Consider the following 21819-nt stretch of genomic DNA (forward strand, 5'->3'; position numbering starts at 1 on the left):
AACGATAACGCGTCCCGTCTGAATGACCGCGTTGTCCGGACGTTTTTCGCGAGCAGGCTCGCTCCTACAGGTACCGGTTCAGCCTCACTAACAATAATCAAAGCGGAGAACTAGCCCATGCTGCGTTCAGCTGTCGCGCAACAAGACCCTGTGTCCGGCCCGGTCGTGCCAATGGTCGAGAGTCAGCTATTTGAGCAGGTGCTGGATGAGGTTCGCCAACGCCGCGAAGAATTCGACGCCGGCTCCCACGTGCCTCGGGACATGATCGAGCGCTTCAAGCAGGTGGGCATCTATCGCGCCGCCACGCCGAAATGCTTCGGCGGCGACGCCCTGGCGCCGGCGCTGTTCCTGCACATGATCGAACGCATCTCCGAAGCCGACGGCTCGGCGGGCTGGGTCGCCAGCTTCGGCAGCGCCGGTGTCTATCTGGCGGCCTTGCCGCCGGAAACCCTGGCTGAAATCTACGCCGAAAGCCCTGACCTGGTGTTCGCCGGCGGGTTGTTCCCGCTGCAGCCAGCCGAAGCGGTGGAAGGCGGCTGGCAGGTCAACGGCACCTGGAAGTTCGCCAGCGGCAGCAAAGGCGCAGACCTGCTGGGTGTCGGCATCGGTGCCAGTGCGGCGGGCGGCAAGCCGCGCACGGCGGTGTTCCCGGCCAGCCAGGTCGAGATCGTCGAGAACTGGGACGTTGTCGGCCTCAAGGGCACCGGCAGCCATGACCTGCGCGTCACCGACAAATTCGTCGAGGACCGCTGGACCTTCATCCGTGGCGGTGCCGCAACCATCGACGAACCGCTGTTCCGCTACCCGTCGATCGCCTACGCCGCGCAAGTGCTGGCCGTGGTCAACCTCGGCCTGGCCCGTGCAGCGCTGGACGAAATCAGCCGCATGGCCGGCGCCGGCGGCATTACCGGTGCACCGAAAATGGCCGACCGCGCTTACGTGCGCATCGAGATCGCCAAGGCCGAAGCCAAGCTGATGGCCGCGCGAGGGTTCTTCTACAACGCCACCGAACAGGTGTGGAACTCGATCCTGGCCGGCAACCCGGTCACGCCGGAGCAGACCAGCCTGCTGCGCCTGTCGGCGATCCATGTCTCCCAGGCGGGGGCCGAGGTGGTGCAGAGCGCCTACAGCCTGGCCGGGACCACCGCCATTTACCTGCGTCATCCGCTGCAACGCTATCTGCGCGACTCGATGGTGGTGACCCAGCACGCCTTCCTCAGCGAAGGGCTGTACGACGGCGCCGGCTCGGTGTTCCTCGGCGTGCCGCCGTTCCCGGGCTACATCTGATTTTTCATTACTCTTTCAAGGATCAACACCATGTCCCAAGCTACCCAGGAACCGTTGCGCGTCGTCTTCTGCATCGGCATCACCCAGAACTTTTTCGACCTGCCCACCGGCGAAGGCCTGAGTGTGTGGAAGGGCTTCAGCCAGATGATGGGCTCCCTCGGCGCCATGCCCGGCATCACTGTGCTCGGTGCCATGGACGACGACCGTTTGATGGTCGGCCCGTCCACCACCTCGCCCTGGACCGTGTACATCATGGCCGACGTCGACTGCCACCAGTCGGTGATCGACGCCTGCAACCTGTTCCGCACCACGCCGGTCGGCGAGTACAGCCTGTGGCGCTACGCCAGGGTCGAAGCGCGCATCGGTCGCCCGCTGACCATCCCTGACGCGGCCAGGGTGTAAGCCATGAACGAGGCCTTGCTGCAGCGTCTTCAGACGCTCGAAGGGGAAAGCGCGGTGCGCCGCCTGATGGCGCGCTACATGGACCTGTGCGATGTGCCGAGGGCGCTTACCCATGTCAGCGAATTGGCTGAGCTGTTCTGCATCGATGCGATCTGGGAAGGCGTCGGCAGCCAGACCGTGCAGACCTTCGGCCAGCACCATGGGCGTGATGCCGTGGCAGCTTTTGTCGGCAGCTATTTACCGCCGTCCGAGCACTTTCGCCTGAACCTGCACTACCTCACCAGCGAGTCGATCGGCGTCGACGGCAGCACGGCGCAAGGGCAGTGGATCATGCAGCAGATTTCCACCTACGACGACGGTCGCAGCGAGCTGTTCGGCACGCGCCTGAACATCGATTTCCGCTGCGTCGACGGCACCTGGCTGATCGCCCATTTCCGCACGCAGCGGCTGTTCAATACGGAGCTCTTCACCTTGGGAGCGGGCACATGAGTACTTTCATCAGCGAATTCCTCCTCGGTGGCAACGGCAAACGCGTCGCCATCAAGGACTCCATCGACATCGCCGGCCACCCGACCCGCTCGGGCAGCCGTGCCTTCGCCGATGCACCCGCTGCAACGAAAAATGCCGAAGTGGTCGACGCGATCCTCGACGCCGGCTGGCAGATCGTCGGCAAGACCAACCTGCATGAACTGGCCTTCGGCGTCACCGGCATCAACGACTGGACCGGCACACCGGTGAACCCGCAGGCGCCGGACCGGGTGCCGGGCGGTTCCTCCAGCGGCTCGGCCTCGGCAGTCGCCGCCGGCCTGGCAGACATCGCCATCGGCACCGACACCGGAGGTTCGGTACGGGTGCCGGCGGCGTGCTGCGGTATCGCCGGGCTCAAGCCGACCTATGGCCGTGTCAGCCGCATTGGTGCACATCCGCTGGAGTCCAGCCTCGATTGCGTCGGGCCGTTCGCCAGGTCCATGGACGACCTGATCGCCGCCATGCAGGTGATTTGCCCAGGCTTTGACGTGCAGGGACTGCCCGCAGACGGCGCGAAAGTCGGCTTCCTCGACGTGGCCTGTGACGCGCACCTGCAAGCCAGTCTCGGTGCCGCTGCCGACCGTGCCGGCTGGCGTCGCAGCCACCTGTACCTGAGCGAATTCGAAGCGGCGTTTGCCGCCGGCCTGACCGTGATCAATTTTGAAAACTGGGCGGCGTTCGGCCACCTGACCGGCAAGGGCCTGATCGGCGCCGACGTCGAGACCCGTCTGCTGGCGGCCAGCCGTACTACTCGTGAAGAGCTCGCAGAGGCAGAGGCCGTGCGCACGCGCTTCACGCAACAGGTGGATGCGGCGCTGGAAGACTTTGCCGTGTTGCTGTTGCCGACGCTGCCGACCTTGCCGCCGACCCTCAGCGAAGCCCGCGCCGGCAGCAAGGCCGTGGCCGGCATGACCCCACTGGTTCGGCCTTTCAACCTCAGCGGGCACCCGGCGCTGACGGTGCCGGTGGAACTCGATTGCGGCGGATTGAAAGTCGGCCTGCAAATCGTTGGCCGCAAAGGTCAGGACGAACGAGTCTGCGCCTTTGGTGCGCAACTTCAAGCCTCTACAACCCAAATCTAAAAAGAAGCCATGAGGAGAACCGCATGAGCACTCATGAATACCGGCTGATCGCTACGTCGAAAAGCCCCGAAGACCTGGTCAGTCACGACCGCGTCGACGTCTCGCTGTACAACGACCCGGCGCTGTTCGAAGCCGAGCTGGAAAAGATTTTCTACCGCACCTGGGTGTGGGTGGCCCACGAAAGCGAGGTGCGTAACAGCGGCGACTTCAAGACCGCCACCATCGGCCGTCGCCCGGTGATCGTCGTACGCGACAAGAAGAACACCATCAACGTGCTGGAAAACCGTTGCCGGCATCGTGGCGCCACCGTGTGCGAGAAGCACAAGGGCAACGCCACCGGGTTCACCTGCCCGTACCACAGCTGGTCCTATGGCCTGGACGGCAAGCTGCGGGCGTTGCCGTATCCGGACGGTTACGAAGGCATCCTGGAAAAGTCCGAACTGCCGCTGACCAGCCTGCGCGTCGAAAGCTACGCCGGCATGGTCTTCGCCAGCTACAACGACGAGATCGAACCGCTGGAAGACTTCCTCGGCGGCGCCAGGCACTGGATGGACCTGTTCATGAAGCAGGGCGCCGGCTACCCGATCAAGACCCAGGGTGAACACAAGTTCAGCTTCAAGGGCAACTGGAAGATCCAGCTGGAAAACACCACCGACGGTTATCACTTCCCGATCGTGCACAAGTCGTTCATGTCGTCGGTGGACGAAGAAACCTCGGAAATGCTCTCGTTCATGACCGACGAACAAGCCGTGACGCACTCCCTGGGCAACGGCCACAGCGTGATGGTGATGGTGCCGGAGCACGTTGACCTGGATCACGACGACGGCACCGAACAGTTGCAGGAACGCTTCGCCCACGTCACTGAAGAACTGTCGAAAACCCTGCCGGCCGATCAGGTTCGTCGCATCGTGCGTTCGCTGCACGGCGCCGGTTTCAACCTGAACCTGTTCCCCAACGTGGCGATGTCGATGTCGTTCTTCCGCGTGCTGCGTCCGGTGTCGGTCACCGAAACCGAGATCCGTCACGTGGCCCTCGGCATGGACGGGGGCCCGGAAATCGCCAACCGCGAACGCATGCGCATCCACGAACACTTCCAGGGCCCGTTCGGTTTCGGCAGCCCCGACGATGCCGAAGCCTGGGACCGCGTACAGCGCGGCTCGTATGCCGGCGTAGACGCGCCGATCCTGGTCAACCGCGGCCTGAACCGCGAAATCACCGCTGAAAACGGCGACAAGGTCAGCCACGCCACCGACGAAGGCGGCATGCGCGGTGCCTACGACATGTGGAAAAGGATGATGAGCCAATGAGCAATCACGACACCCTGAACGGTTTTGCAGGTCCCTTGGCCCAGGCCATCGAATTCATCTGGCGCGAAGCCGAACTGCTCGACCACAAGAACTATGGCGAATGGGCGACCCTGTGGAGCGACAGCGGCAAGTACATCGTGCCGATCGACCCGGACACCGAAGATTTCGAAGCGACCCTCAACTACGCCTACGACGATGCGCGCATGCGTGCCCTGCGCATCGAACGCCTGAGCGCCGGCTTCTCGCCGTCGGCGGTGGACGCGGCGAAAACCATTCGCACCGTCTCGCGTTTCCGTCTGGTGGAAGCGGCCGGTGACATCGTCGAAGTGAATTCCGCGCAGTTGCTATACGCCTACAAGCGCGGCGTGCACACGCCATTCGTGGCCGACCTGAACCACCGCATCCGCTTCACCGACGGCGTGCCGACCCTGGAACGCAAGGTGGTGCGCCTGATCAACTCCACCGACAGCCTGAGCGCGCTCGGCTTCCTTTTGTGAGGGCACCAACATGAGTCGAGTAGCCCTCGTAACGGGTGCCTCGCGCGGGCTGGGCGAGAGCATCGCTCGCCGTCTGCACGCGGCAGGTTATCGCGTCGCCCTGGCGGATGTGCGCCTCGACGGCGTGCAGCAACTGGCTTTGGAACTCGATGGCAGCGGCGCCAGCGCCATGGCCATCGAGCTGGATGTGCGTAGCAAGGCCGACTTCCAGCGTGCTCGCGATCTGCTCGTTGAGCAGTGGGGCGGCACCGATATTCTGGTGAACAACGCCGGCGTGTCGAAAGTCGCGGCGCTGATGGACATCACGCCAGAAGAGTTCGACGAGTCGATGGCGATCAACCTGCGCGGCACCTTCGTGGCCTGCCAGGTGTTCGGCGCGCACTTTGCCGAGCGTGGCTTCGGGCGCATCGTCAACATCGCGTCGCTTGCCGGGCAGAACGGCGGCACCGCCACCGGCGCGCACTACGCGGCGGCCAAGGGCGGCGTGGCGACCCTGACCAAGGTTTTCGCCCGTGAACTGGCGCCGCAAGGGGTGACGGTCAACAGCATCTCGCCGGGTCCGCTGGACTTGCCGGTGGTGCGCGAAACCGTGGCGCCGGAGCGTCTGGAGCAGATCCTGAAAATGATCCCGGCCGGCACCCTCGGCGATCCGTCGTACATCGCCGACAGTGTGTTGCTGCTGATCGCCGACAACGCCGCCTCCGTAACGGGCGCGTGCTGGGACATCAACGGCGGCTTGTTCATGCGCTGACTTCATGGCCGGAAAATGATCCTTGTAGGAGCGAGCTTGCTCGCGATGGTGTGTCAGTCGACACCGATGTAACTGAAAGTCCATCGCGAGCAAGCTCGCTCCTACAAGGTCTGGACCTGGCCGTAGTGTTAAACCCAACCAAGTGTATTCAGGTGATGCAATGATGAAGGTGAAGATCGAAAGGATCGTCGACGAAGCGCTGGATATCCGCTCCTTTCGCCTCGTGCGCAGTGACGGCCAGCCGCTCGACACCTATGAACCGGGTGCCCACGTCGACCTGACCGGGCCGACCGGGGTGACCCGCCAGTATTCGCTGTGCAGCCCGCCGCAGGATCGCCGTGCGTACCTGGTGGCGGTGAAGAAAGAAGCGCAGTCGCGCGGCGGTTCGCTGGCGTTGCACGAGCAGGTCGAGGAGGGCATGGAGCTGGAAATGGGCGCGCCGCGCAACCTGTTCCGTCTCGATGAAAGTGCCTGTGAACACCTGTTGTTCGCCGCCGGTATCGGTGTCACGCCGCTGCTGAGCATGGCCTACAAATTGGCGGAAAGTGGCCAGCCGTATCGCCTGCATTATTTCGCCCGTTCGGCGCAGTACGCCGCGTTTACCGAGCTGTTGGCGACTAATTTTGCTGAATCTGTGGAATTTCACTACGGTGTGGAACCCGCGGATCTCGACGCAGCGTTGAGTGAATGCCTGGAGCGTGCCGGCAGCGCCGCCCACGTCTACACCTGCGGCCCGGCACCCTTCATGAACACAGTGGTGGCAGTGGCTTCGCGCAGTCGCCCGGATGAGGCCATTCACCTCGAACACTTCGCGGCGGACCCGGCGGCCAACAGCGCCCCGACCGGCACGTTCGAAGTGGAACTGGCCAGTTCCGGCGTGGTGCTGCACGTGCCGGCCGACGCCAGTCTGGTCGACGTGCTGCAGGCCCACGGTTGCGACATCGACACCGAATGCCGCGAAGGCATTTGCGGCACCTGCATCGTCGAGGTGCTGGACGGCGTACCGGAGCACCGCGACAACTGCCTGTCGAACAAGGAAAAGGCGTCCAACAAGCAGATCTGCGCCTGTGTATCACGGGCGCTTTCCGCTCGTCTGGTATTGGACATTTAAGCCTCGGGAAGGCTGGAAAGCATGCGCCGGAGCCTGTTGAATGGGCGCCCGGCGGCCGTCGAGGGAGGCGATGGCTACAGAAACAACGGTTTTGACGAACCGCTCGATGAAGCGGTCGAAAAATAACAACAAAAACGTGAGGCTTTGCGGACATGATTACAGCATCGACGGTGCGCAACGAGGCGTTCGAAAGTTGGTTGAGCCAGGTGAACCAGGCCTGTGGGCGTTTCGACGCGCGGGCGCTGGACACTGATTTCTACGGCGAACTGGCGGAATTTCGTAGCGGTGCGATCAACCTCAGTGTGGTCGACATGGCGCACGTGCATTTGTATCGCACCAGCAAGGACGTCAGCACCAGCAACGACGGCCACTACTACGCAGTGTTCCAGATGCGTGGCAGTTCACAGCTGGAGCAGGACGACAACCGCGCGCAACTGGGTTGTGGCGACATCGCGCTGATCGACGCCAGCCGTCCGAGCGACATGACCTACCACGACGATTGCCGACAGCTATCGCTGATTCTTCCGCGCCAGGTCGTGGAACGTGGTTCACACTTCAATGCCGTCAACTGCGCCACGCGCATCGCGGCCAGCAACCCCCTGGCGGCGATGGCCAACAGGCTGGTGCTGGAGACTCGCCAGCAGGAAGGGCTGGACATGCAGGAAAGCGAGGCCGTGCTCGATGCCCTGGCCAGTTTGTTGTTGCCGGGTATCAGCGCCCGGGACAGCGCTGCCGATCCCCATGAGCGACAGTTCCGCAAGATCATCGCGTTCATCGACGCACATCTGAGCGACGAGGAACTGTGCCCCGAGTTGATCGCCCGTGAAGTCGGGATTTCCGTGCGCGGCCTGTACCGGATGTTCTCCAAGCGCGGGCTGGTGGTGGCACAGTACATCAAGCATCGTCGCCTGGACTTCTGCGCCGAAAACCTGCGCCGCGCCGATGTCGAGCAGAAGCTGTCGGCGCTGTGTTATGCGTGGGGCTTCTCGGATTCGAGCTACTTCTCGTCGGCCTTCAAATCGCGCTTCGGCGTGTCACCGGGTGCTTATCGCAAGCGCTATAGCCACACCTGACACCCACCATCAATGTTGAATGTACCGGCCTCATCGCGGGCAAGCCCGCTCCCACAGTGGATCTCCAGTGAACACAAAATCTGTGTACGACCGGGATCAAAAAATGTGGGAGCGAGCTTGCTCGCGATGGCGTCGTGTCAGTCGCCTTCAATTTCGGATGTGCCGGCCTCATCGCGGGCAAGCCCGCTCCCACAGTGGATCTCCAGTGAACACAAAGCCTGTGTACGACCGGGATCAAAAAATGTGGGAGCGAGCTTGCGCGCGATGGCGTCGTGTCAGTCGCCTTCAATTTCGGATGTACCGGCCTCATCGCGAGCAAGCTCGCTCCCACAGTAGATCTGCGGTGAACACAAAGCCTGTGTACGGCCGGGATCAAAAAATGTGGGAGCGAGCTTGCTCGCGATGGCGTCGTGTCAGTCGCCTTTAATTTCGGATGTGCCGGCCTCATCGCGGGCAAGCCCGCTCCCACAGTGGATCTCCAGTGAACACAAAGCCTGTGTACGACCGGGATCAAAAAATGTGGGAGCGAGCTTGCTCGCGATGGCGTCGTGTCAGTCGCCTTCAATTTCGGATGTGCCGGCCTCATCGCGAGCAAGCTCGCTCCCACAGTAGATCTCTGGTGAACACAAAATCTGTGTACGACCGGGATCAAAAAATGTGGGAGCGAGCTTGCTCGCGATGGCGTCGTGTCAGTCGCCTTCAAATTCGGATGTGCCGGCCTCATCGCGAGCAAGCTCGTTCCCACAGTAGATCTGCGGTGAACACAAAATCTGTGTACGACCGGGATCAAAAAATGTGGGAGCGAGCTTGCTCGCGATGGCGTCGTGTCAGTCGCCTTCAAATTCGGATGTGCCGGCCTCATCGCGAGCAAGCTCGCTCCCACAGTAGATCTGCGGTGAACACAAAGCCTGTGTACGACCGGGATCAAAAAATGTGGGAGCGAGCTTGCTCGCGATGGCGTCGTGTCAGTCGCCTTCAATTTCGGATGTGCCGGCCTCATCGCGAGCAAGCTCGCTCCCACAGTGGATCTGCGGTGAACACAAGATCTGTGTACGGCCGGGATCAATCTGTGGGAGCGAGCTTGCTCGCGATGAGGCCCGACGGCGAATACAAAATGCTCAATGCCGCACCGGCTCATCCACCGGCAAATGCAGCACCTCGCGCACCAGCATGGCGATGCTGGTCACGCCCATCTTTTCCTTGATCTTGGTGCGGTGCACGTCAACGGTCTTCACGCTGATGTTCAGCTCCCGTGCGATCACCTTGCTGGCCTTGCCATCGATCACCAGCATCAGCACTTCCCGTTCACGGCTGGTCAGCAACGCCAGTTTGCCCTGCAGGTTCTGACGCTGTTGCTGATCGGCCTGGGCGTGCACGGCGGTCTTCAGCGCGGCCTGGATGCGGTCGATCATCTGTTGCGGGTTGTAGGGCTTCTCGACGAAGTCCAGCGCGCCGTTCTTCATCGCAGTGACCGACATCGGAATGTCGCCATGGGCCGAGACGAAGATGGTCGGCAAGGTACTGCCACGCTGGTTGAGGATTTCCTGCAACTGGAAACCGCTGGTCTCCGGCATGCGCACGTCGAGCACCAGGCAGGCGGGCTGTCTGGGGTCGTACTGGCTGAGGAACTCTTCGGCGCCGGCAAAACACTGCGCCTGCACGCTGACCGACTCCAGCAACCAGGCCAGCGAAGTGCGCAGGTCCTTGTCGTCGTCAACGATATAAACAATCGGTTTGCGGGTTTCCATCGGGGGCTGCCACGAAAGTTTTCTAATTATTGTTTTCGCACGCGAACGCGCGGCACGCATCGGCTCGTCTTTCTGGAGCCAGTAAGCAGCATACCCACTGTGGCCGGCCCTTGCGATAAAGAAACCACCTAGTCGACTAGCGGAAACCCAACCCCGCCATGGGGATCGTCAGAATGGTTGTGCCGCGCCGGCAGCCTTAGTCTTGTTCCATCACCTACGGGCCGCAAGATGGCGGTCCTCCTGAAGGAAGGGGCATCGACATGGCCGACCTGAGCCAGCAGCAAATCGACTTTCGCAACGCCATGGCGCAGTTGCCTGCGGCGGTGAACATCATCACCACCAACGGCCCCGGCGGGCGCTGCGGCATCACCGCCAGCGCCGTGTGCTCGGTGACCGACTCGCCGCCCACCGTGCTGGTGTGCGTCAACCGCAACAGCGCCACCCACGACGTGTTCCGCACCAACGGCCACTTGTGCGTCAACGTGCTGTGTGGCGAACAGGAAGAACTGGCCCGACACTTCGCCGGCATGACCCAGGTGCCGATGGCCGAGCGCTTCGCCTGGGACCTGTGGGACGACGGCGCGGCCGACGTGCCGGTGCTGCGCGATGCCCTGGTGCAGTTGGAAGGGCGCATCAGCGAGTGCAAGGAAGTGGGGTCGCACTCGGTGATGTTTGTGGAGCTGACGAAGGTCGGGGTGCGCGAACCGCGTGACAGCCTGGTGTATTTCAACCGGTTGTTCCATCGCCTTGAGCATGCCGGGGCGCATTGCTGATAGACCGCGTTATCGTTCAATCGCGAGCAAGCTCGCTCCCACAGTGGATTTGAGTCGAACACAGATGTTGCGTTCGCTGAAAGTCCCTGTGGGAGCGAGCTTGCTCGCGATGGCGGTGCCAGTTTGGAATGCTTGTTTAACGGCTGTAGGAGTAACTTCCTGCAAGCTACAACACCTTGCGGCATTGCCTACAGCTACGCCAGAATCCGCCGGCTTGTGCGCCTTGAGGTCCATCGGTAACTTGATTCGCGTCACTGATTTCCAGTGATCGGGTTTAGCAGCCCGTGGTGACACGAGGCGCATTGGCAGTCCACACAGTCAGGTATTCCCCATCCCTGCACTTGATGGCAGCTGTGCGCAGGGCGCCCTCGGGCGCGCCGGTTTCGTGTCTCCCCGGTCTGCTAACCTGCGTACAGCCGCCACCCTACATTCGTTTAGCAGCGAATCGGTGACGGCTCCAGTTCTGGAGACCGAACGATGTTGAAGGTTACCCCTGATCCACCGCAAGACGACGCTTGTCCCGACCCGGCCCTGCACATCATGGCCACCCCGCACAAACCCTCCTCGATGTTCACCATCAACCCGCAAATCGACACCGAAACCCTGCTGGCCCACGCCTGTGAATCGCTGGCCTCGGCGAGTGTCATGGCCAATGACCTGGCGGGCTTCCTGGAAGGCACGCACCGCAACACCCTGCTGGGCATCGCGCAAGTGATCATGCTGGGGGAGTTGGCGGTGAATCGGGCTTTGGATCAGGTCGATCGGCCTGGCTAACCACTGAACACTGTGGGAGCGGCGGTGCGGCGATCCGACTTGCCCGCGAAAGCGGTGTGTCAGTCAACATTGATGTTGGAAGTGATGGCCTCTTCGCGGGCAAGCCCGCTCCCACATGGGATCTTCAGTGAACACAAGAAGTGAGTACGCCAAAAATCCACTGTGGGAGCGGGCTTGCCCGCGATAGCGGTGTATCAGACCTGCAAATATTCCCGAGCCAACAAACAAGCCCGCTCAATCAACATCGGCGCCATTTCAATCGCTGTCGGCGTGCCCTGGCGGGTGTGAATCCAGCCCAGGTACGTGGTGCCGCGCAGCATCAGGAACAGCGCCAGGGTCTTGCGATCCGCCTCGGTCAGCGGCTTGACCGCGTGGTAGCCATCGAGCAGCGCGGCCTTGATCTGCTCGTAGCGCGGGTCATCCAGGCAGAAGTACAGCGCGGTAGCCAACTCGAACATGTGCCAGCCAAACCCGGCATCGTCGAAGTCGATCAGGCGCAGGCGCGGGCCTTCGATCAGCAGGTTCTCGGGCACCAGATCGGCGTGGATCATGCCGAAGTTGCCCAGGTGCCGACCGTACTGACGCAAGTCCTTGCGCGCCGTGCGCCGGGCCTGTTGCAGCAGGTCTCGCTGCTCATCGCTGAGTTGTTCCAGCTTCCAGAAGCGCCCCCAGAACGGGTTGGCGCCGATCAGGCCTTCTTCATCCCAGGCGTGCCGGACAAACTCGTCCGGCTGCTGCCAGTGCGCCGAATGCAAGTGAATGCGCGCGGCAATCGCGCCGGCCTCACGGAACAGAAAATCGACTTCGGTATCGGCCTGTACCCCGTTCTCCGAGGTGCCGGCGGTGGCGCCGGGCAGCCAGGCGAGCATGTCGATGTGGCGCGGCTCGCCGATGGCTTGATGGGTGACTTCGACCAGATGGCTTTGATTCTGCGCACGGATGATTTGCGGCACGGTGATGCCGGCGCCGGCCAGTGCCTCCATCCATTGCAGCTCGGAGCGCAGCGCGGCTTCGCAGTGATAGCCATTGCGGTGGATGCGCAAGGCGACCCGCTGACCATCGTGGCGGTGGGCGGAGAACACCGCGTTCTCGCGAAACTTCACCAGTTTAATGTCGGCGAACTCGCCGTCCCACTGTTGCAGGGCATGGCGCGCCAGTTCGTGCAGGCGGGCCACTTGCTGGTCGTGTGGCAGGGTGTGGAATTCAGTCATGGCAGGGCCTCAAATCGTGCTCAGGGCGTGGTCCAGGGTGTCGACAAACAGGTCGGCGTGATCGCGGCCGAACACCAGCGGCGGCCGTAGCTTCAGAATGTTGTCGCCGGCGCCGATCTTGCTGATCAGCACGCCGTTCTCGCGCATGTCGTTGACCACCTTGCGCGCCTCCAGGCCGGCCGGTTCCTTGCTGGCGTGGTCGCGCACCAGTTCCATGGCGAAGAACAGGCCCTTGCCGCGCACGTCGCCGATGATCGAGTGCCTCGCGGCCAGCGCTTGCAGGCGTTGTTGCACGTAAGCGCCGACGTCTTGCGCGTTTTTCAGCAGTTGCTGTTGCTCGATCACGTCCAGTACCGCCATGCCGACCGCTGCCGCCACGGGCGAGCCACCGAAGGTGTTGAAGTACATCGCATGGCGACCGAAGGATTCGACCAGGGCCTTGTGGGTGATCAAGCCGGCCAGTGGATAGCCGTTACCCATGGGTTTGCCGAGGGTGACGATGTCCGGCACTACGCCGTGGGCCTGATGCCCCCACAGGTGGTCACCGGTACGGCCGAAGCCGGACTGCACTTCGTCGGCGATGAACAAACCGCCGGCGGCGCGGATCAACGCAGCGGCCTTGTTGACGAAGCTGGCCGGCACCCGTGGCAGGCCTTCGTTGGCGAACAGGGTGTCGATCAGCAACGCGGCCGGGCGAATGCCCTGGGCTTGCATCGAGGCAATCGCGGCGGCGATGTTGGCCGCGTATTGCTCGGCCAGTTGTGCCTCGTTGGTGCCGGCCGGTGCCCGGTACAGGCACGGAATCGGCACGGCGCGGGCATGGGCGGCAAAGGGTTCCGGCGAGGGCAGGGCGGTGGTGACTTGCGCCAGCGACGCCGAGTTGCCGTGGTAGTTGTAGTCACTGACGATGATGCCGGTGCCGCCACTGGCAAAGCGTGCCAGACGCAGCGCCAGCTCATTGGCCTCGCTGCCGGTGCAGGTGAACATCGCGGTGTCCAGCGACTCGCCGAACGTCGCGGTCAGGCGTTCGGCGTAGCGCACCACTTGCTCGTCGAGGTAGCGGGTGTGGATGTTCAGCGTAGTGGCCTGGCGGTGCATGGCCTCGGTCACGTGAGGGTTGCAGTGACCGACGCAGGGCACGTTGTTGTAGACGTCGAGGTAGCGACGACCGTCGACGTCGAACAACCAGACGCCTTCGCCACGCACCAGGTGCAAGGGCTTGTCATAGAACAGCGGTGAGGCGCTGCCCAGTACGCGATGGCGGCGTTGCAGCAGAGTGTCTTCAGGCATGGTCCGGAACCTCGATAGCGGTGGTGCGACGGTTGCGCAGCAGGTAGTTGAAAATGCACAGGCTGAAGGTCACGGCGAGGGCGATCAGCATCAGCAGGTCGAGCTGGAAGCAGGCGGCGATCACCACCAGCGTCAGGGCCAGGCCCAGCCACGCAACTAGTTTGCCGCCGAGTAAGGTGAAGGGCCGTGGCAGGTCAGGCTGGCTGGTTTTGATGCGCAGGTACGCGGCGAAGATGAACAGGTAGCCAACGTTGAGCAGCAGCACGACCGCGAGCATCACCGTGGCCGGGTCCACTTCGGACAGCGGCAGGCCGATGGCGCCGATCAGCAACAGCGCCGGCCAGGGCGTGCCGCGTTTGCCGGTCTTGCCCAGCCATTGCGGGAACAGGCCGTCGCGGGCCATGGCGAACAACTGCCGGGACGCGGCGAACGTCAGTGAAAAGAAGGTAGCGATCAGGCCGAACACCGCGCCGCAGCCAATCACCTTGGCCAGCCACGAGCCGTCACCGAAGGCGCTGCTGCTGGACATCGCGGCGTACAGCGGATCGCCTGCCGAACCGACCAGCTCGACGCCACCGGCACCGGGTGCGCAGACCAGCACCACCAGCGCCGTCACCAGCAAGGTGCCGATCGCCGCCAGAATGCCCCGTGGCATGGTACGACCGGGGTTGTGCGCTTCTTCGGCTGCCGAACCGGTTTGCTCGACAGTGATGAACAACCAGATCGCGAACGGTACGCAGGCGAAGATGCCGCCGAGGCTCACGGGGGGGGCGACGTTGGCGGGCAGTTTCAGCAAGTTGGCCAGTTCGACATGGGGCGCCATGGCCACACCAAAGGTGAGCAGGGCGACCACGGCGATCACACCGGCAATGAAGGTCAGGCCCATGGCCTCACCGACGCCGCGCATGTGGATGCCGATGATCACCGCGAACAGGGCGATCTTCACCGGCCAGCCACCGAGGCCGAAAATCGATTCGGTATAGGCGCAAATGAACGTCGCTGCCGCCCCGGTGCCGATGGTCAGCGCCAAGGCACAGGCGACGCCGACCAGATAACCCACGAACGGCCCGAACGCACTTTGCGCATACACGAACACGCCGCCGGCACTCGGCAACGCCGTGGACAGTTCCGCCACGCACAAGGCCAGGCCGCCACAGAGCAGCGCCATCAGCAACGTGGCGATCAGCATGTTCAGCCAGCCACCGGCCGCCAGCCCGAAGTTCCAGCCGGAAAACTGCCCGGCCACCACCAACGCAATTCCGAGGCCGGCAATCTTTGGCCAGCCCAGCGCACTTTTCTTGAGCACAGAAATCTCCCGCGACCCGAAGGCCGATTTATTGTTTTAGTGAGAAATGGAAGGGTTCAGCGTTGCATTGCAGGGCACATTGGAGCGGGTTGTGCCCCAGAGGTCGGCTTCGATACTACGCCGGGGGTGTGGCGCGGCAGGTGTGCGTGTGTGCCATGTCGTTGTTTGTGGGTGCCAGATGTGGGAGTGGCGGTGTGCGCAAATGTTGTGTATGGCAGAAATCCAAATGTGGGAGCGGGCTTGCTCGCGAAGGCGGAGTATCAGTCGGCAAGGATGTTGGCTGTGCTGGCCTCTTCGCGGGCAAGCCCGCTCCCACAAGGATCTCTGGTGAACACAAGATTTGTGTATGGCAGAGATTCAAATGTGGGAGCGAGCTTGCTCGCGATGGCGGAGTGTCAGTCGATGATGATGTTGGATGTGCTGGCCTCATCGCGGGCAAGCCCGCTCCCACAAGGATCTCTGGTGAGCACAAGATTTGTGTATGGCAGAGATTCAAATGTGGGAGCGGGCTTGCCCGCGATGGCGGAGTGTCAGTCAACGATGATGTTGGATGTGCTGGCCTCATCGCGGGCAAGCCCGCTCCCACAGGGATCTTTGGTTAACACAAGATTTGTGTATGGCAGAAATCCAAATGTGGGAGCGGGCTTGCCCGCGATGGCGGAGTGTCAGTCGATGATGATGTTGGATGTGCTGGCCTCTTCGCGGGCAAGCCCGCTCCCACAGGGATCTCTGGTGGACTCAAGATTTATGTATGGCAGAGATTCAAATGTGGGAGCGAGCTTGCCCGCGATGGCGGAGTGTCAGTCAACGATGATGTTGGATGTGCTGGCCTCTTCGCGGGCAAGCCCGCTCCCACAGGGATCTTCAGTGAACACAAGAAATGAGTACGCCAAAAATCCAGTGTGGGAGCGGGCTTGCCCGCGATGGCGGAGTGTCAGGCAACCCAAATCTCAGATGCGAAAACTCCCCACCAACTGATTCAACCGCCCGGCCTGTTGTTCCAGCTCGGTACAAGCGCGCAACGTCGCTTGCAGGTTCTCCACCCCTTGCTGGTTCAGGCTGTTGATCCGGGTGATGTCGACGTTAAGGGCTTCGACCACCGCCGTCTGTTCTTCCGTGGCGGCGGCCACGGACTGGTTGACGTTGTCGATCTCGCCGATGCGCTGGGTCACGCTGCCCAGGCGGGAGCCGGCGAGGTTGGCGATGGTGACGCTTTCTTCGCTGTGGTGCTGGCTCTCGGTCATGGTGGTGACTGATTCGCGTGCGCCCACTTGCAGCTCCTCGATCATCTGCTGGATCTCCAGTGCCGAGGTCTGGGTGCGGCCGGCCAGGCTGCGCACTTCGTCCGCCACTACCGCGAAACCACGGCCCGCTTCACCGGCCCGCGCCGCTTCAATGGCCGCGTTGAGCGCCAGCAGGTTGGTCTGCTGAGAGATGCCCTTGATCACTTCGAGGATCTGCCCGATGTTCACGGTCTTGTCGTTGAGCACTTCGATGTTGGCGCACGAGGCACTGATCTTGCCCGACAGTTCGCTCATCACCTCGATCGTGCGTTGCACCACCTGACGTCCGTCCTCGGCCTGTTGCCGGGCACCGGACGCCTGGTGCGAGGCATCGCTGGCGTTGTGGGCGATCTCCTGGGCGGCCGCGCCCAACTGGTTGATCGCCGCCGCCACGCTACTGGTGCGGGTGGATTGATCGTCGAAATTGCTCAGCGAAGCGTTCGATGCATTCAGCACGCGCCGCGCCCCTTCATTGACGCCGAGGGCCGCCGAGGACACCTCGCGCATCGACTGGTGGATGCGTTCGATAAAGCGGTTGAAGGCGGTCGCCAGTTGACCGATTTCATCCCGCGATTGCACCTGCAGGCGCCGGGTCAGGTCGCCTTCGCCGAGGGAGATATCCTCCATCACGCGGGTCAGCACTTGCAGCGGCCGGGTAATGCGCAGCGCCGTGTACCCGATCAACAGCAGGCCGAGCAGGGCCGAACCGCAACCGAGGAGCAATTCCAGCGCGGTGCTTTGCACGCCTTGGGCATCGAGTTCCTTTTGCAAGGTGGTCACCGGCGCCAGCAAGACATCTTGCGGCACGCCGACCAGCACGCCCCATGGCGCGGCGCCGACAATCGGTGACAGCGGCTCTAGCACCTTGATCTGCCGGGCGTCGACAAACACTTTGGGTTCGCCCTGGCGCAAGGCGTCCATCACCTCGGCGCTGTCCATCGGCTGGCCGAGGCGGCTGACGTCCTGGCTGTTGGCGGAGATCACCCCGCGTGGGCTGACGATGCTGATCTGACCGTTGCCCTCGAACAACTGACGGGCGCTGGCCTGGCTGTTCTGTTGCAGGGCGGCGAGGTTGATGTCGAGCCCGACCACGGCGATCACCTTGCCGTTTTCCAGCAGCGGGAAGGCCACGCTGGTCACCAGTTTGCGGCTGCCGGATGCCTCGTCGAAGTAGGGCTCGAGCACACAGGCCTGACGGGTGTCGCGGGCGCAGGTATAGAAGGCGTTGTAGGGCGCACCGCTCGGCCCCGGCTCGGTGTTGGCAAGCAGGCCTTCGTCGCCGATCACCGCTTGCAGTTCGCCGGGTTTGCTCTGCACCCAATACAGGGCGAAGCGCCCGGTTTCGTTGCTGCCAATGTCTGCCTGGTGGGCGAAATCGGCGTCGTCGCCGTCGAGTCCACCGGGTTCGAAAATGACATAAAGCCCGAGCAGGTCGGGCTTGTCGATCAGGGCCTGGTGAAGCTGGGTACTCAGCTCACTGCGCAGTTGCTGGCGGGTCAGGCTGCCCTGTTGTTGCAACTGTCGCAGGTACAACAGGTTGCGCGATAACCCCTGGCCGTATTCGTGGGTCTGCATGAAGGTGCGTTGCACTTGCATGGCCTGCACTTTGCCCAGGGCCTGCATGTGTTCCCTGGCCGCATTGGCGAGCATGTCACCGCTGGCTTGCGCAACCTGCTGGCTGCTTTTGTGGGTCTGATAGAGCGACAACCCCATCAACAAGCCGACGACCAGCAACAGGCAGAGCCCGGCAAGGAGGGCGATCTTGCTCTGGATCGTCAGGAGTTTCTTGTGCATTGGAAATACCTTTTTCCACGTGGGCAATGACGCTGCCATTGCCCACGACCGAGGTTAGAAACCAGTGACGAACAGCAGTTGGGCGTAGACGTTCCGGTCGTTGTTGCCCAGTTGCGTGCCGCCGTTTTCGGCGCTCTTGTCCGGCTGGTAGATGCCCACCAGCGGCATCACGGTCAGGTGGTCGTTGACGTGCCATTCGGCATACAGGTCGACTTCGTGGCCGTCGGTATTGCCCAGGCTGCGGTCGATGGTGTCGAAGTTGAAGTACAGCGCCCCCAGGTTCAGGTTTTCCAGCGGCGAGACTTTCAGCCCGACGTTCTGAATCCGCGAGTTGCTGTTGAACGGCCCGGCGTAGTTGCCCGCCACTTCACCCTGGAACCAGGTGCCATAACCACGGCTCATGCCGTAGAACAAGGTGTCGTAGCCTTCCGAGAAGCGGCTGTAGCGGTAGCTGACGTTCGGGGTCCAGATCGCGTCGGAGAAGGTCCAGCCGGCTTCCAGGTACCAGGCGTCTTCGGTGGCGGCGTGCGGTTTGTCTTGCTTGGCGTATTCACCGGACAGGAACAGGTCTTTCACCCCGGCATTGCCCGCGGCGCGCAGGCTGTAGGTCTTCATGCCATCGCGTTCGAGCTGGATCGGCGAGGCGTACTGTTCGTCGATGTCGGTGGTCTTGATGTAGGTCAGGCCCACCGTGCCGGCCTCGGCCACGTGTTCCAGGGTGCCGACGTACATTTCGGTCTTGGCCTGGGCGCGGTTGTCGGACTTGAGCCACATCAGGTCGCTGCGCCAGCCTTCCTTGCCACCCAGACGCAATACGGCGGTTTCGTCGAAGGCTTTGCGAGCGGCCAGGTAGTAGGCGCCGCCACGGTTGAACTCGCCGTCGGCCAGGCCCTTGCCCATGTTCAGGGCGTCGCCGTCGATCAGGAAGCCATCACCGACCACGATGTTCTGGCGGCCGAAGGACAGGTCCACACCGTCCTTGCCCAACGCGCTGAACAGATCAGCCGAACGCCAGCCGAGGTAGGCGTCTTCGAACTTGGTGGTGCGTTCGGAGCCATCGCTGAAACCGGCGGCATCGCCGTCGCCCCAGGTGCCGGAGCTGAGCAGGTTGCCCGCGCCGTAAGCCGTGCCCGCACCGCCCAGGCCCTTGTCGAAACTCAAACCGTATTTGATGTAGCCCTCGCGCCACGACGAGGAACCTTCGTCGAGACGGCCGGACAGGGCGTAGTTTTCCTGGCTGTGGAAAATGCCGAACGCGGCTTCGAGGGTGGCGTTCAGATGGCTGTCATCATCGGCGTACAGCTCATAGGCATTGGCCTGGCCGGCGCTGATCATCAGCGCGAGCGTCGAGAGACGAAGCAAGGGGGACTTGAGCATGGTGTGGCATCCGTTCTTGTTCTTGAGCGCAGGTTTGCGGTCTGCCCGGATACTAAGTCGCGGCTTTCGTTTGCCCTTTTCCCTGTTTGCCAATTAGTTGGTTGTGCATGCCAGATTGTCCGGTTTGGCAGCCCCGCCAACATAACTGGCACGCAGGGCAAAACCTGCCGGCCGGCGACCACCGACAATCCCTGCCAAGCTGCCGAAGCACCCTGGCCTCGGCATTTTTTGGTGTTGGCGTTCGCCTGCTGGCGAGCGCGTGGATTTTCAAGGGCGTTTTCTTATGTTCACTTCGCTGCGTTTGCCCCTCATCGGCTTGCTGTCCTTCACCCTGGTTCAGGCGGTGTCTGCCGCCGAGTGCGCCACGGATACCCATCGTGGTGCCGAAGTGTTTGCCACTGAGTGCAGCGTCTGTCACGCGGTGACCAAGGGTACGACCGGGATGATGGGGCCGAATCTTTTCGGCGTGTACGGGCGCAAATCCGGCTCGCTGCCGGGCTTCAGCTACTCCCAGGCCATGCGCGACAAAGACGTCAGCTGGCAAGCCGAGAACATCACGCAATTGATCACCCAGCCCCAAGCCTTCGTGCCGGGCACCTACATGCCGTACATGGGCCTGGCTTCCGCCGACGACCGCCAGGCGGTCGCGTGCTTCCTCAAAGAACAACACTGATCAGGCCGCATTTGCGCCTGAACAACTTGTCTGAATAAAGGTGAATTATGAGCAACGTTGAAATCCTGCCCCAGGTGGCTGCATTCCTCGAGCGCCGTCACGGCTGCTTCATTGACGGCCAGTGGGTGTTTGCCGAAGGCGACAGCATCGCGGTGGTCAACCCGGCCACTGGGCAAACCCTGTGCGAAACCCTGGATGCGCCGCCGGACATCGTCGAGCGCGCCGTACAGTCGTCGCACAAGGCGTTCAAATCCGGCGTATGGTCGAGCCTGCGCCCGGCCGACCGTGAGCGCATCCTGCTGAACTTCACCCGCCTGGTCGAAGAACACGCCGAAGAACTGGCCCAGCTGGAAACCCTGAGCCAGGGCAAGTCGATCAACATGGCCCGCGCGCTGGACCTGAACGCCACCGTGGAATTCATGCGCTACATGTCCGGCTGGGCGACCAAGATCGAAGGGCAGACCTTCGACGTGTCGATCCCGCTGCCACCAGGCGCCAAATTCACCGCGTTCACCAAGCGTGAGCCGGTGGGCGTGGTGGTCGGCATCGTGCCGTGGAACTTCCCGCTGCTGATCGCCGCCTGGAAGCTGATGCCGGCCCTGGCCACTGGTTGCACCGTCATCATCAAGCCGGCGATGGAAACCCCGTTGACCGCCATGCGCCTGGCCGAGCTGGCGCTGGAAGCGGGCATCCCGGCCGGCGTGTTCAATGTGGTCACCGGTGGCGGTGCCTCGGTCGGCGGTGTGCTGACCTCGCATCCACTGGTGAGCAAGGTGTCGTTCACCGGTTCCACCGCCGTGGGCAAGAGCGTCGGCGTGGCGTGCATGGAAAACATGACGCGCTTCTCCCTGGAACTGGGCGGCAAGAACCCGATGATCGTGCTCGCCGATGCCGACATCGACAAAGCCGTGCAAGGCGCGATCCTCGGTGGCTTGCTGAACAACGGCCAGGTCTGCGCCGCGGCATCGCGCTTCTATGTGCACCGCTCGATCCACGACAGATTCGTCGAGGCCCTGGCCGCCGTCGTCTCGGCGATGCCGATTGGCGCGGGCATGAACGGCGACGCGGCGATCAACCCGCTGGTGTCGCGCAAGCAACAACAGAGCGTGCTCAAGCACATCGAACTGGCCCGCCAGGAAGGTGCGCGGGTGGTCACTGGCGGTGAGTTGCTGGAGGGCGACGGCTTCTTCGTGCAGCCGACTATCCTGGCGGACATCGACCACAGCATGGCCGTGGCCCGCGAAGAAGTGTTCGGCCCGGTGCTGGGCGTGATGCCGTTCGACGACGAAGACGCCGTGATCGAACTGGCCAACGACAACCGCTACGGCCTGGCCGCGAGCCTGTGGACCAACGACCTGGGCAAAGCCATGAACCTGGTGCCACGCATCGAAGCCGGTACCGTGTGGGTCAACGCCCACGTGCTGCTCGACCCGGCGATGCCGTTCGGTGGCGTCAAGCAATCGGGCATGGGCCGTGAATTCGGTCGTGCGGTGATCGAGGCCTACACCGAGCTCAAGTCGGTGTGTATCGCCCATTGATCAACCTGTAGGAG

Annotated in this window: 18 protein-coding genes and 2 pseudogenes; 13 read left to right on the forward strand and 7 right to left on the reverse strand. The window is 62.7% G+C overall.

All coding sequences use genetic code 11. From position 1 onward, the window contains the following. The first annotated feature begins 117 nt into the window (after window positions 1-117). The 9 genes from ACEN8Z_RS13915 (at window position 118) to feaR (ending at window position 8038) form a co-directional block, all read left to right on the forward strand. The gene (locus ACEN8Z_RS13915; RefSeq protein ID WP_495598014.1) at window positions 118-1287 is read left to right on the forward strand and encodes an acyl-CoA dehydrogenase family protein; all 1170 of its coding nucleotides are present in this window, start codon (window positions 118-120) and stop codon (window positions 1285-1287) included. A gap of 30 nt (window positions 1288-1317) precedes the next feature. Next, window positions 1318-1689, forward strand: coding sequence for a hypothetical protein (locus ACEN8Z_RS13920; RefSeq protein WP_008002590.1), 372 nt, complete (start codon window positions 1318-1320; stop codon window positions 1687-1689). Window positions 1690-1692: 3 nt separating this feature from the next. After that, window positions 1693-2178 (forward strand): nuclear transport factor 2 family protein, encoded by a 486-nt coding sequence (locus ACEN8Z_RS13925; protein ID WP_495598015.1) that lies wholly within the window; start codon window positions 1693-1695, stop codon window positions 2176-2178. Next, complete coding sequence (locus tag ACEN8Z_RS13930; RefSeq protein ID WP_495598016.1) at window positions 2175-3299, forward strand: amidase; 1125 nt, start codon at window positions 2175-2177, stop codon at window positions 3297-3299. Before ACEN8Z_RS13925 ends, ACEN8Z_RS13930 begins: the two co-directional genes overlap by 4 nt. A gap of 23 nt (window positions 3300-3322) precedes the next feature. After that, entirely contained in the window at window positions 3323-4606 is a 1284-nt protein-coding gene (locus ACEN8Z_RS13935; protein ID WP_102701674.1) for an aromatic ring-hydroxylating oxygenase subunit alpha, read from the forward strand. Further along, on the forward strand, window positions 4603-5103 hold the full coding sequence (locus ACEN8Z_RS13940; RefSeq protein ID WP_495598017.1) for an aromatic-ring-hydroxylating dioxygenase subunit beta: 501 nt from the start codon (window positions 4603-4605) through the stop codon (window positions 5101-5103). Before ACEN8Z_RS13935 ends, ACEN8Z_RS13940 begins: the two co-directional genes overlap by 4 nt. Window positions 5104-5113: 10 nt before the next feature. Continuing rightward, window positions 5114-5854, forward strand: coding sequence for an SDR family NAD(P)-dependent oxidoreductase (locus ACEN8Z_RS13945; RefSeq protein ID WP_495598018.1), 741 nt, complete (start codon window positions 5114-5116; stop codon window positions 5852-5854). A gap of 160 nt (window positions 5855-6014) precedes the next feature. Further along, complete coding sequence (locus ACEN8Z_RS13950) at window positions 6015-6965, forward strand: PDR/VanB family oxidoreductase (protein WP_495598019.1); 951 nt, start codon at window positions 6015-6017, stop codon at window positions 6963-6965. 152 nt (window positions 6966-7117) lie between these two features. After that, window positions 7118-8038 carry a transcriptional regulator FeaR gene (feaR, locus tag ACEN8Z_RS13955; protein ID WP_495598020.1) on the forward strand — a complete coding sequence of 307 codons (921 nt, stop codon included), beginning with the start codon at window positions 7118-7120 and terminating at the stop codon, window positions 8036-8038. 1118 nt (window positions 8039-9156) lie between these two features. Here feaR and ACEN8Z_RS13960 read toward each other — a convergent pair. After that, window positions 9157-9786 (reverse strand): response regulator transcription factor, encoded by a 630-nt coding sequence (locus tag ACEN8Z_RS13960; RefSeq protein WP_007978139.1) that lies wholly within the window; start codon window positions 9784-9786, stop codon window positions 9157-9159. 260 nt (window positions 9787-10046) lie between these two features. Between ACEN8Z_RS13960 and hpaC the strand changes: the two genes are divergently transcribed. Both hpaC and ACEN8Z_RS13970 read left to right on the forward strand, forming a co-directional pair. Then, a complete protein-coding gene (hpaC, locus tag ACEN8Z_RS13965) occupies window positions 10047-10559 on the forward strand; it encodes a 4-hydroxyphenylacetate 3-monooxygenase, reductase component (protein ID WP_008002569.1) in 513 nt (170 codons plus the stop codon). Between the two features lie 477 nt (window positions 10560-11036). Continuing rightward, window positions 11037-11333 carry a DUF6124 family protein gene (locus tag ACEN8Z_RS13970; RefSeq protein WP_495598021.1) on the forward strand — a complete coding sequence of 99 codons (297 nt, stop codon included), beginning with the start codon at window positions 11037-11039 and terminating at the stop codon, window positions 11331-11333. A 194-nt stretch (window positions 11334-11527) separates the two neighbouring features. Here ACEN8Z_RS13970 and ACEN8Z_RS13975 read toward each other — a convergent pair whose 3' ends face one another. The 6 genes and pseudogenes from ACEN8Z_RS13975 to ACEN8Z_RS14000 form a co-directional block, all read right to left on the reverse strand. After that, window positions 11528-12544, reverse strand: a complete 1017-nt coding sequence (locus ACEN8Z_RS13975) for a phosphotransferase enzyme family protein (RefSeq protein ID WP_495598022.1) — start codon at window positions 12542-12544, stop codon at window positions 11528-11530. A 9-nt stretch (window positions 12545-12553) separates the two neighbouring features. Continuing rightward, a complete protein-coding gene (locus ACEN8Z_RS13980; protein ID WP_495598023.1) occupies window positions 12554-13834 on the reverse strand; it encodes an aspartate aminotransferase family protein in 1281 nt (426 codons plus the stop codon). Next, on the reverse strand, window positions 13827-15140 hold the full coding sequence (locus tag ACEN8Z_RS13985; RefSeq protein WP_495598024.1) for an amino acid permease: 1314 nt from the start codon (window positions 15138-15140) through the stop codon (window positions 13827-13829). Before ACEN8Z_RS13985 ends, ACEN8Z_RS13980 begins: the two co-directional genes overlap by 8 nt. Window positions 15141-16090: 950 nt before the next feature. Continuing rightward, window positions 16091-17116 (reverse strand): annotated as a pseudogene (locus ACEN8Z_RS13990) (methyl-accepting chemotaxis protein); the annotation flags it as partial. 372 nt (window positions 17117-17488) lie between these two features. Beyond that, window positions 17489-18256, reverse strand: a pseudogene (locus tag ACEN8Z_RS13995) (cache domain-containing protein); the annotation flags it as partial. Between the two features lie 15 nt (window positions 18257-18271). Next, a complete protein-coding gene (locus tag ACEN8Z_RS14000; protein WP_495598025.1) occupies window positions 18272-19594 on the reverse strand; it encodes an alginate export family protein in 1323 nt (440 codons plus the stop codon). 283 nt (window positions 19595-19877) lie between these two features. Between ACEN8Z_RS14000 and ACEN8Z_RS14005 the strand changes: the two genes are divergently transcribed. Continuing rightward, window positions 19878-20267, forward strand: a complete 390-nt coding sequence (locus ACEN8Z_RS14005; RefSeq protein ID WP_495598026.1) for a c-type cytochrome — start codon at window positions 19878-19880, stop codon at window positions 20265-20267. A 47-nt stretch (window positions 20268-20314) separates the two neighbouring features. Continuing rightward, complete coding sequence (locus tag ACEN8Z_RS14010; protein WP_495598027.1) at window positions 20315-21805, forward strand: aldehyde dehydrogenase family protein; 1491 nt, start codon at window positions 20315-20317, stop codon at window positions 21803-21805. The last annotated feature ends 14 nt before the right edge of the window (window positions 21806-21819 follow it).

It is taken from the genome of Pseudomonas sp. Pseusp10, assembly GCF_059492225.1.

Coding starts and splice junctions, on each gene's coding strand:
- ACEN8Z_RS13915 (WP_495598014.1), top strand. CDS start 118: ATGCTGCGTTCAGCTGTCGCGCAACAAGACCCTGTGTCCGGCCCGGTC.
- ACEN8Z_RS13920 (WP_008002590.1), top strand. CDS start 1,318: ATGTCCCAAGCTACCCAGGAACCGTTGCGCGTCGTCTTCTGCATCGGC.
- ACEN8Z_RS13925 (WP_495598015.1), top strand. CDS start 1,693: ATGAACGAGGCCTTGCTGCAGCGTCTTCAGACGCTCGAAGGGGAAAGC.
- ACEN8Z_RS13930 (WP_495598016.1), top strand. CDS start 2,175: ATGAGTACTTTCATCAGCGAATTCCTCCTCGGTGGCAACGGCAAACGC.
- ACEN8Z_RS13935 (WP_102701674.1), top strand. CDS start 3,323: ATGAGCACTCATGAATACCGGCTGATCGCTACGTCGAAAAGCCCCGAA.
- ACEN8Z_RS13940 (WP_495598017.1), top strand. CDS start 4,603: ATGAGCAATCACGACACCCTGAACGGTTTTGCAGGTCCCTTGGCCCAG.
- ACEN8Z_RS13945 (WP_495598018.1), top strand. CDS start 5,114: ATGAGTCGAGTAGCCCTCGTAACGGGTGCCTCGCGCGGGCTGGGCGAG.
- ACEN8Z_RS13950 (WP_495598019.1), top strand. CDS start 6,015: ATGATGAAGGTGAAGATCGAAAGGATCGTCGACGAAGCGCTGGATATC.
- feaR (WP_495598020.1), top strand. CDS start 7,118: ATGATTACAGCATCGACGGTGCGCAACGAGGCGTTCGAAAGTTGGTTG.
- ACEN8Z_RS13960 (WP_007978139.1), bottom strand. CDS start 9,786: ATGGAAACCCGCAAACCGATTGTTTATATCGTTGACGACGACAAGGAC.
- hpaC (WP_008002569.1), top strand. CDS start 10,047: ATGGCCGACCTGAGCCAGCAGCAAATCGACTTTCGCAACGCCATGGCG.
- ACEN8Z_RS13970 (WP_495598021.1), top strand. CDS start 11,037: ATGTTGAAGGTTACCCCTGATCCACCGCAAGACGACGCTTGTCCCGAC.
- ACEN8Z_RS13975 (WP_495598022.1), bottom strand. CDS start 12,544: ATGACTGAATTCCACACCCTGCCACACGACCAGCAAGTGGCCCGCCTG.
- ACEN8Z_RS13980 (WP_495598023.1), bottom strand. CDS start 13,834: ATGCCTGAAGACACTCTGCTGCAACGCCGCCATCGCGTACTGGGCAGC.
- ACEN8Z_RS14000 (WP_495598025.1), bottom strand. CDS start 19,594: ATGCTCAAGTCCCCCTTGCTTCGTCTCTCGACGCTCGCGCTGATGATC.
- ACEN8Z_RS14005 (WP_495598026.1), top strand. CDS start 19,878: ATGTTCACTTCGCTGCGTTTGCCCCTCATCGGCTTGCTGTCCTTCACC.
- ACEN8Z_RS14010 (WP_495598027.1), top strand. CDS start 20,315: ATGAGCAACGTTGAAATCCTGCCCCAGGTGGCTGCATTCCTCGAGCGC.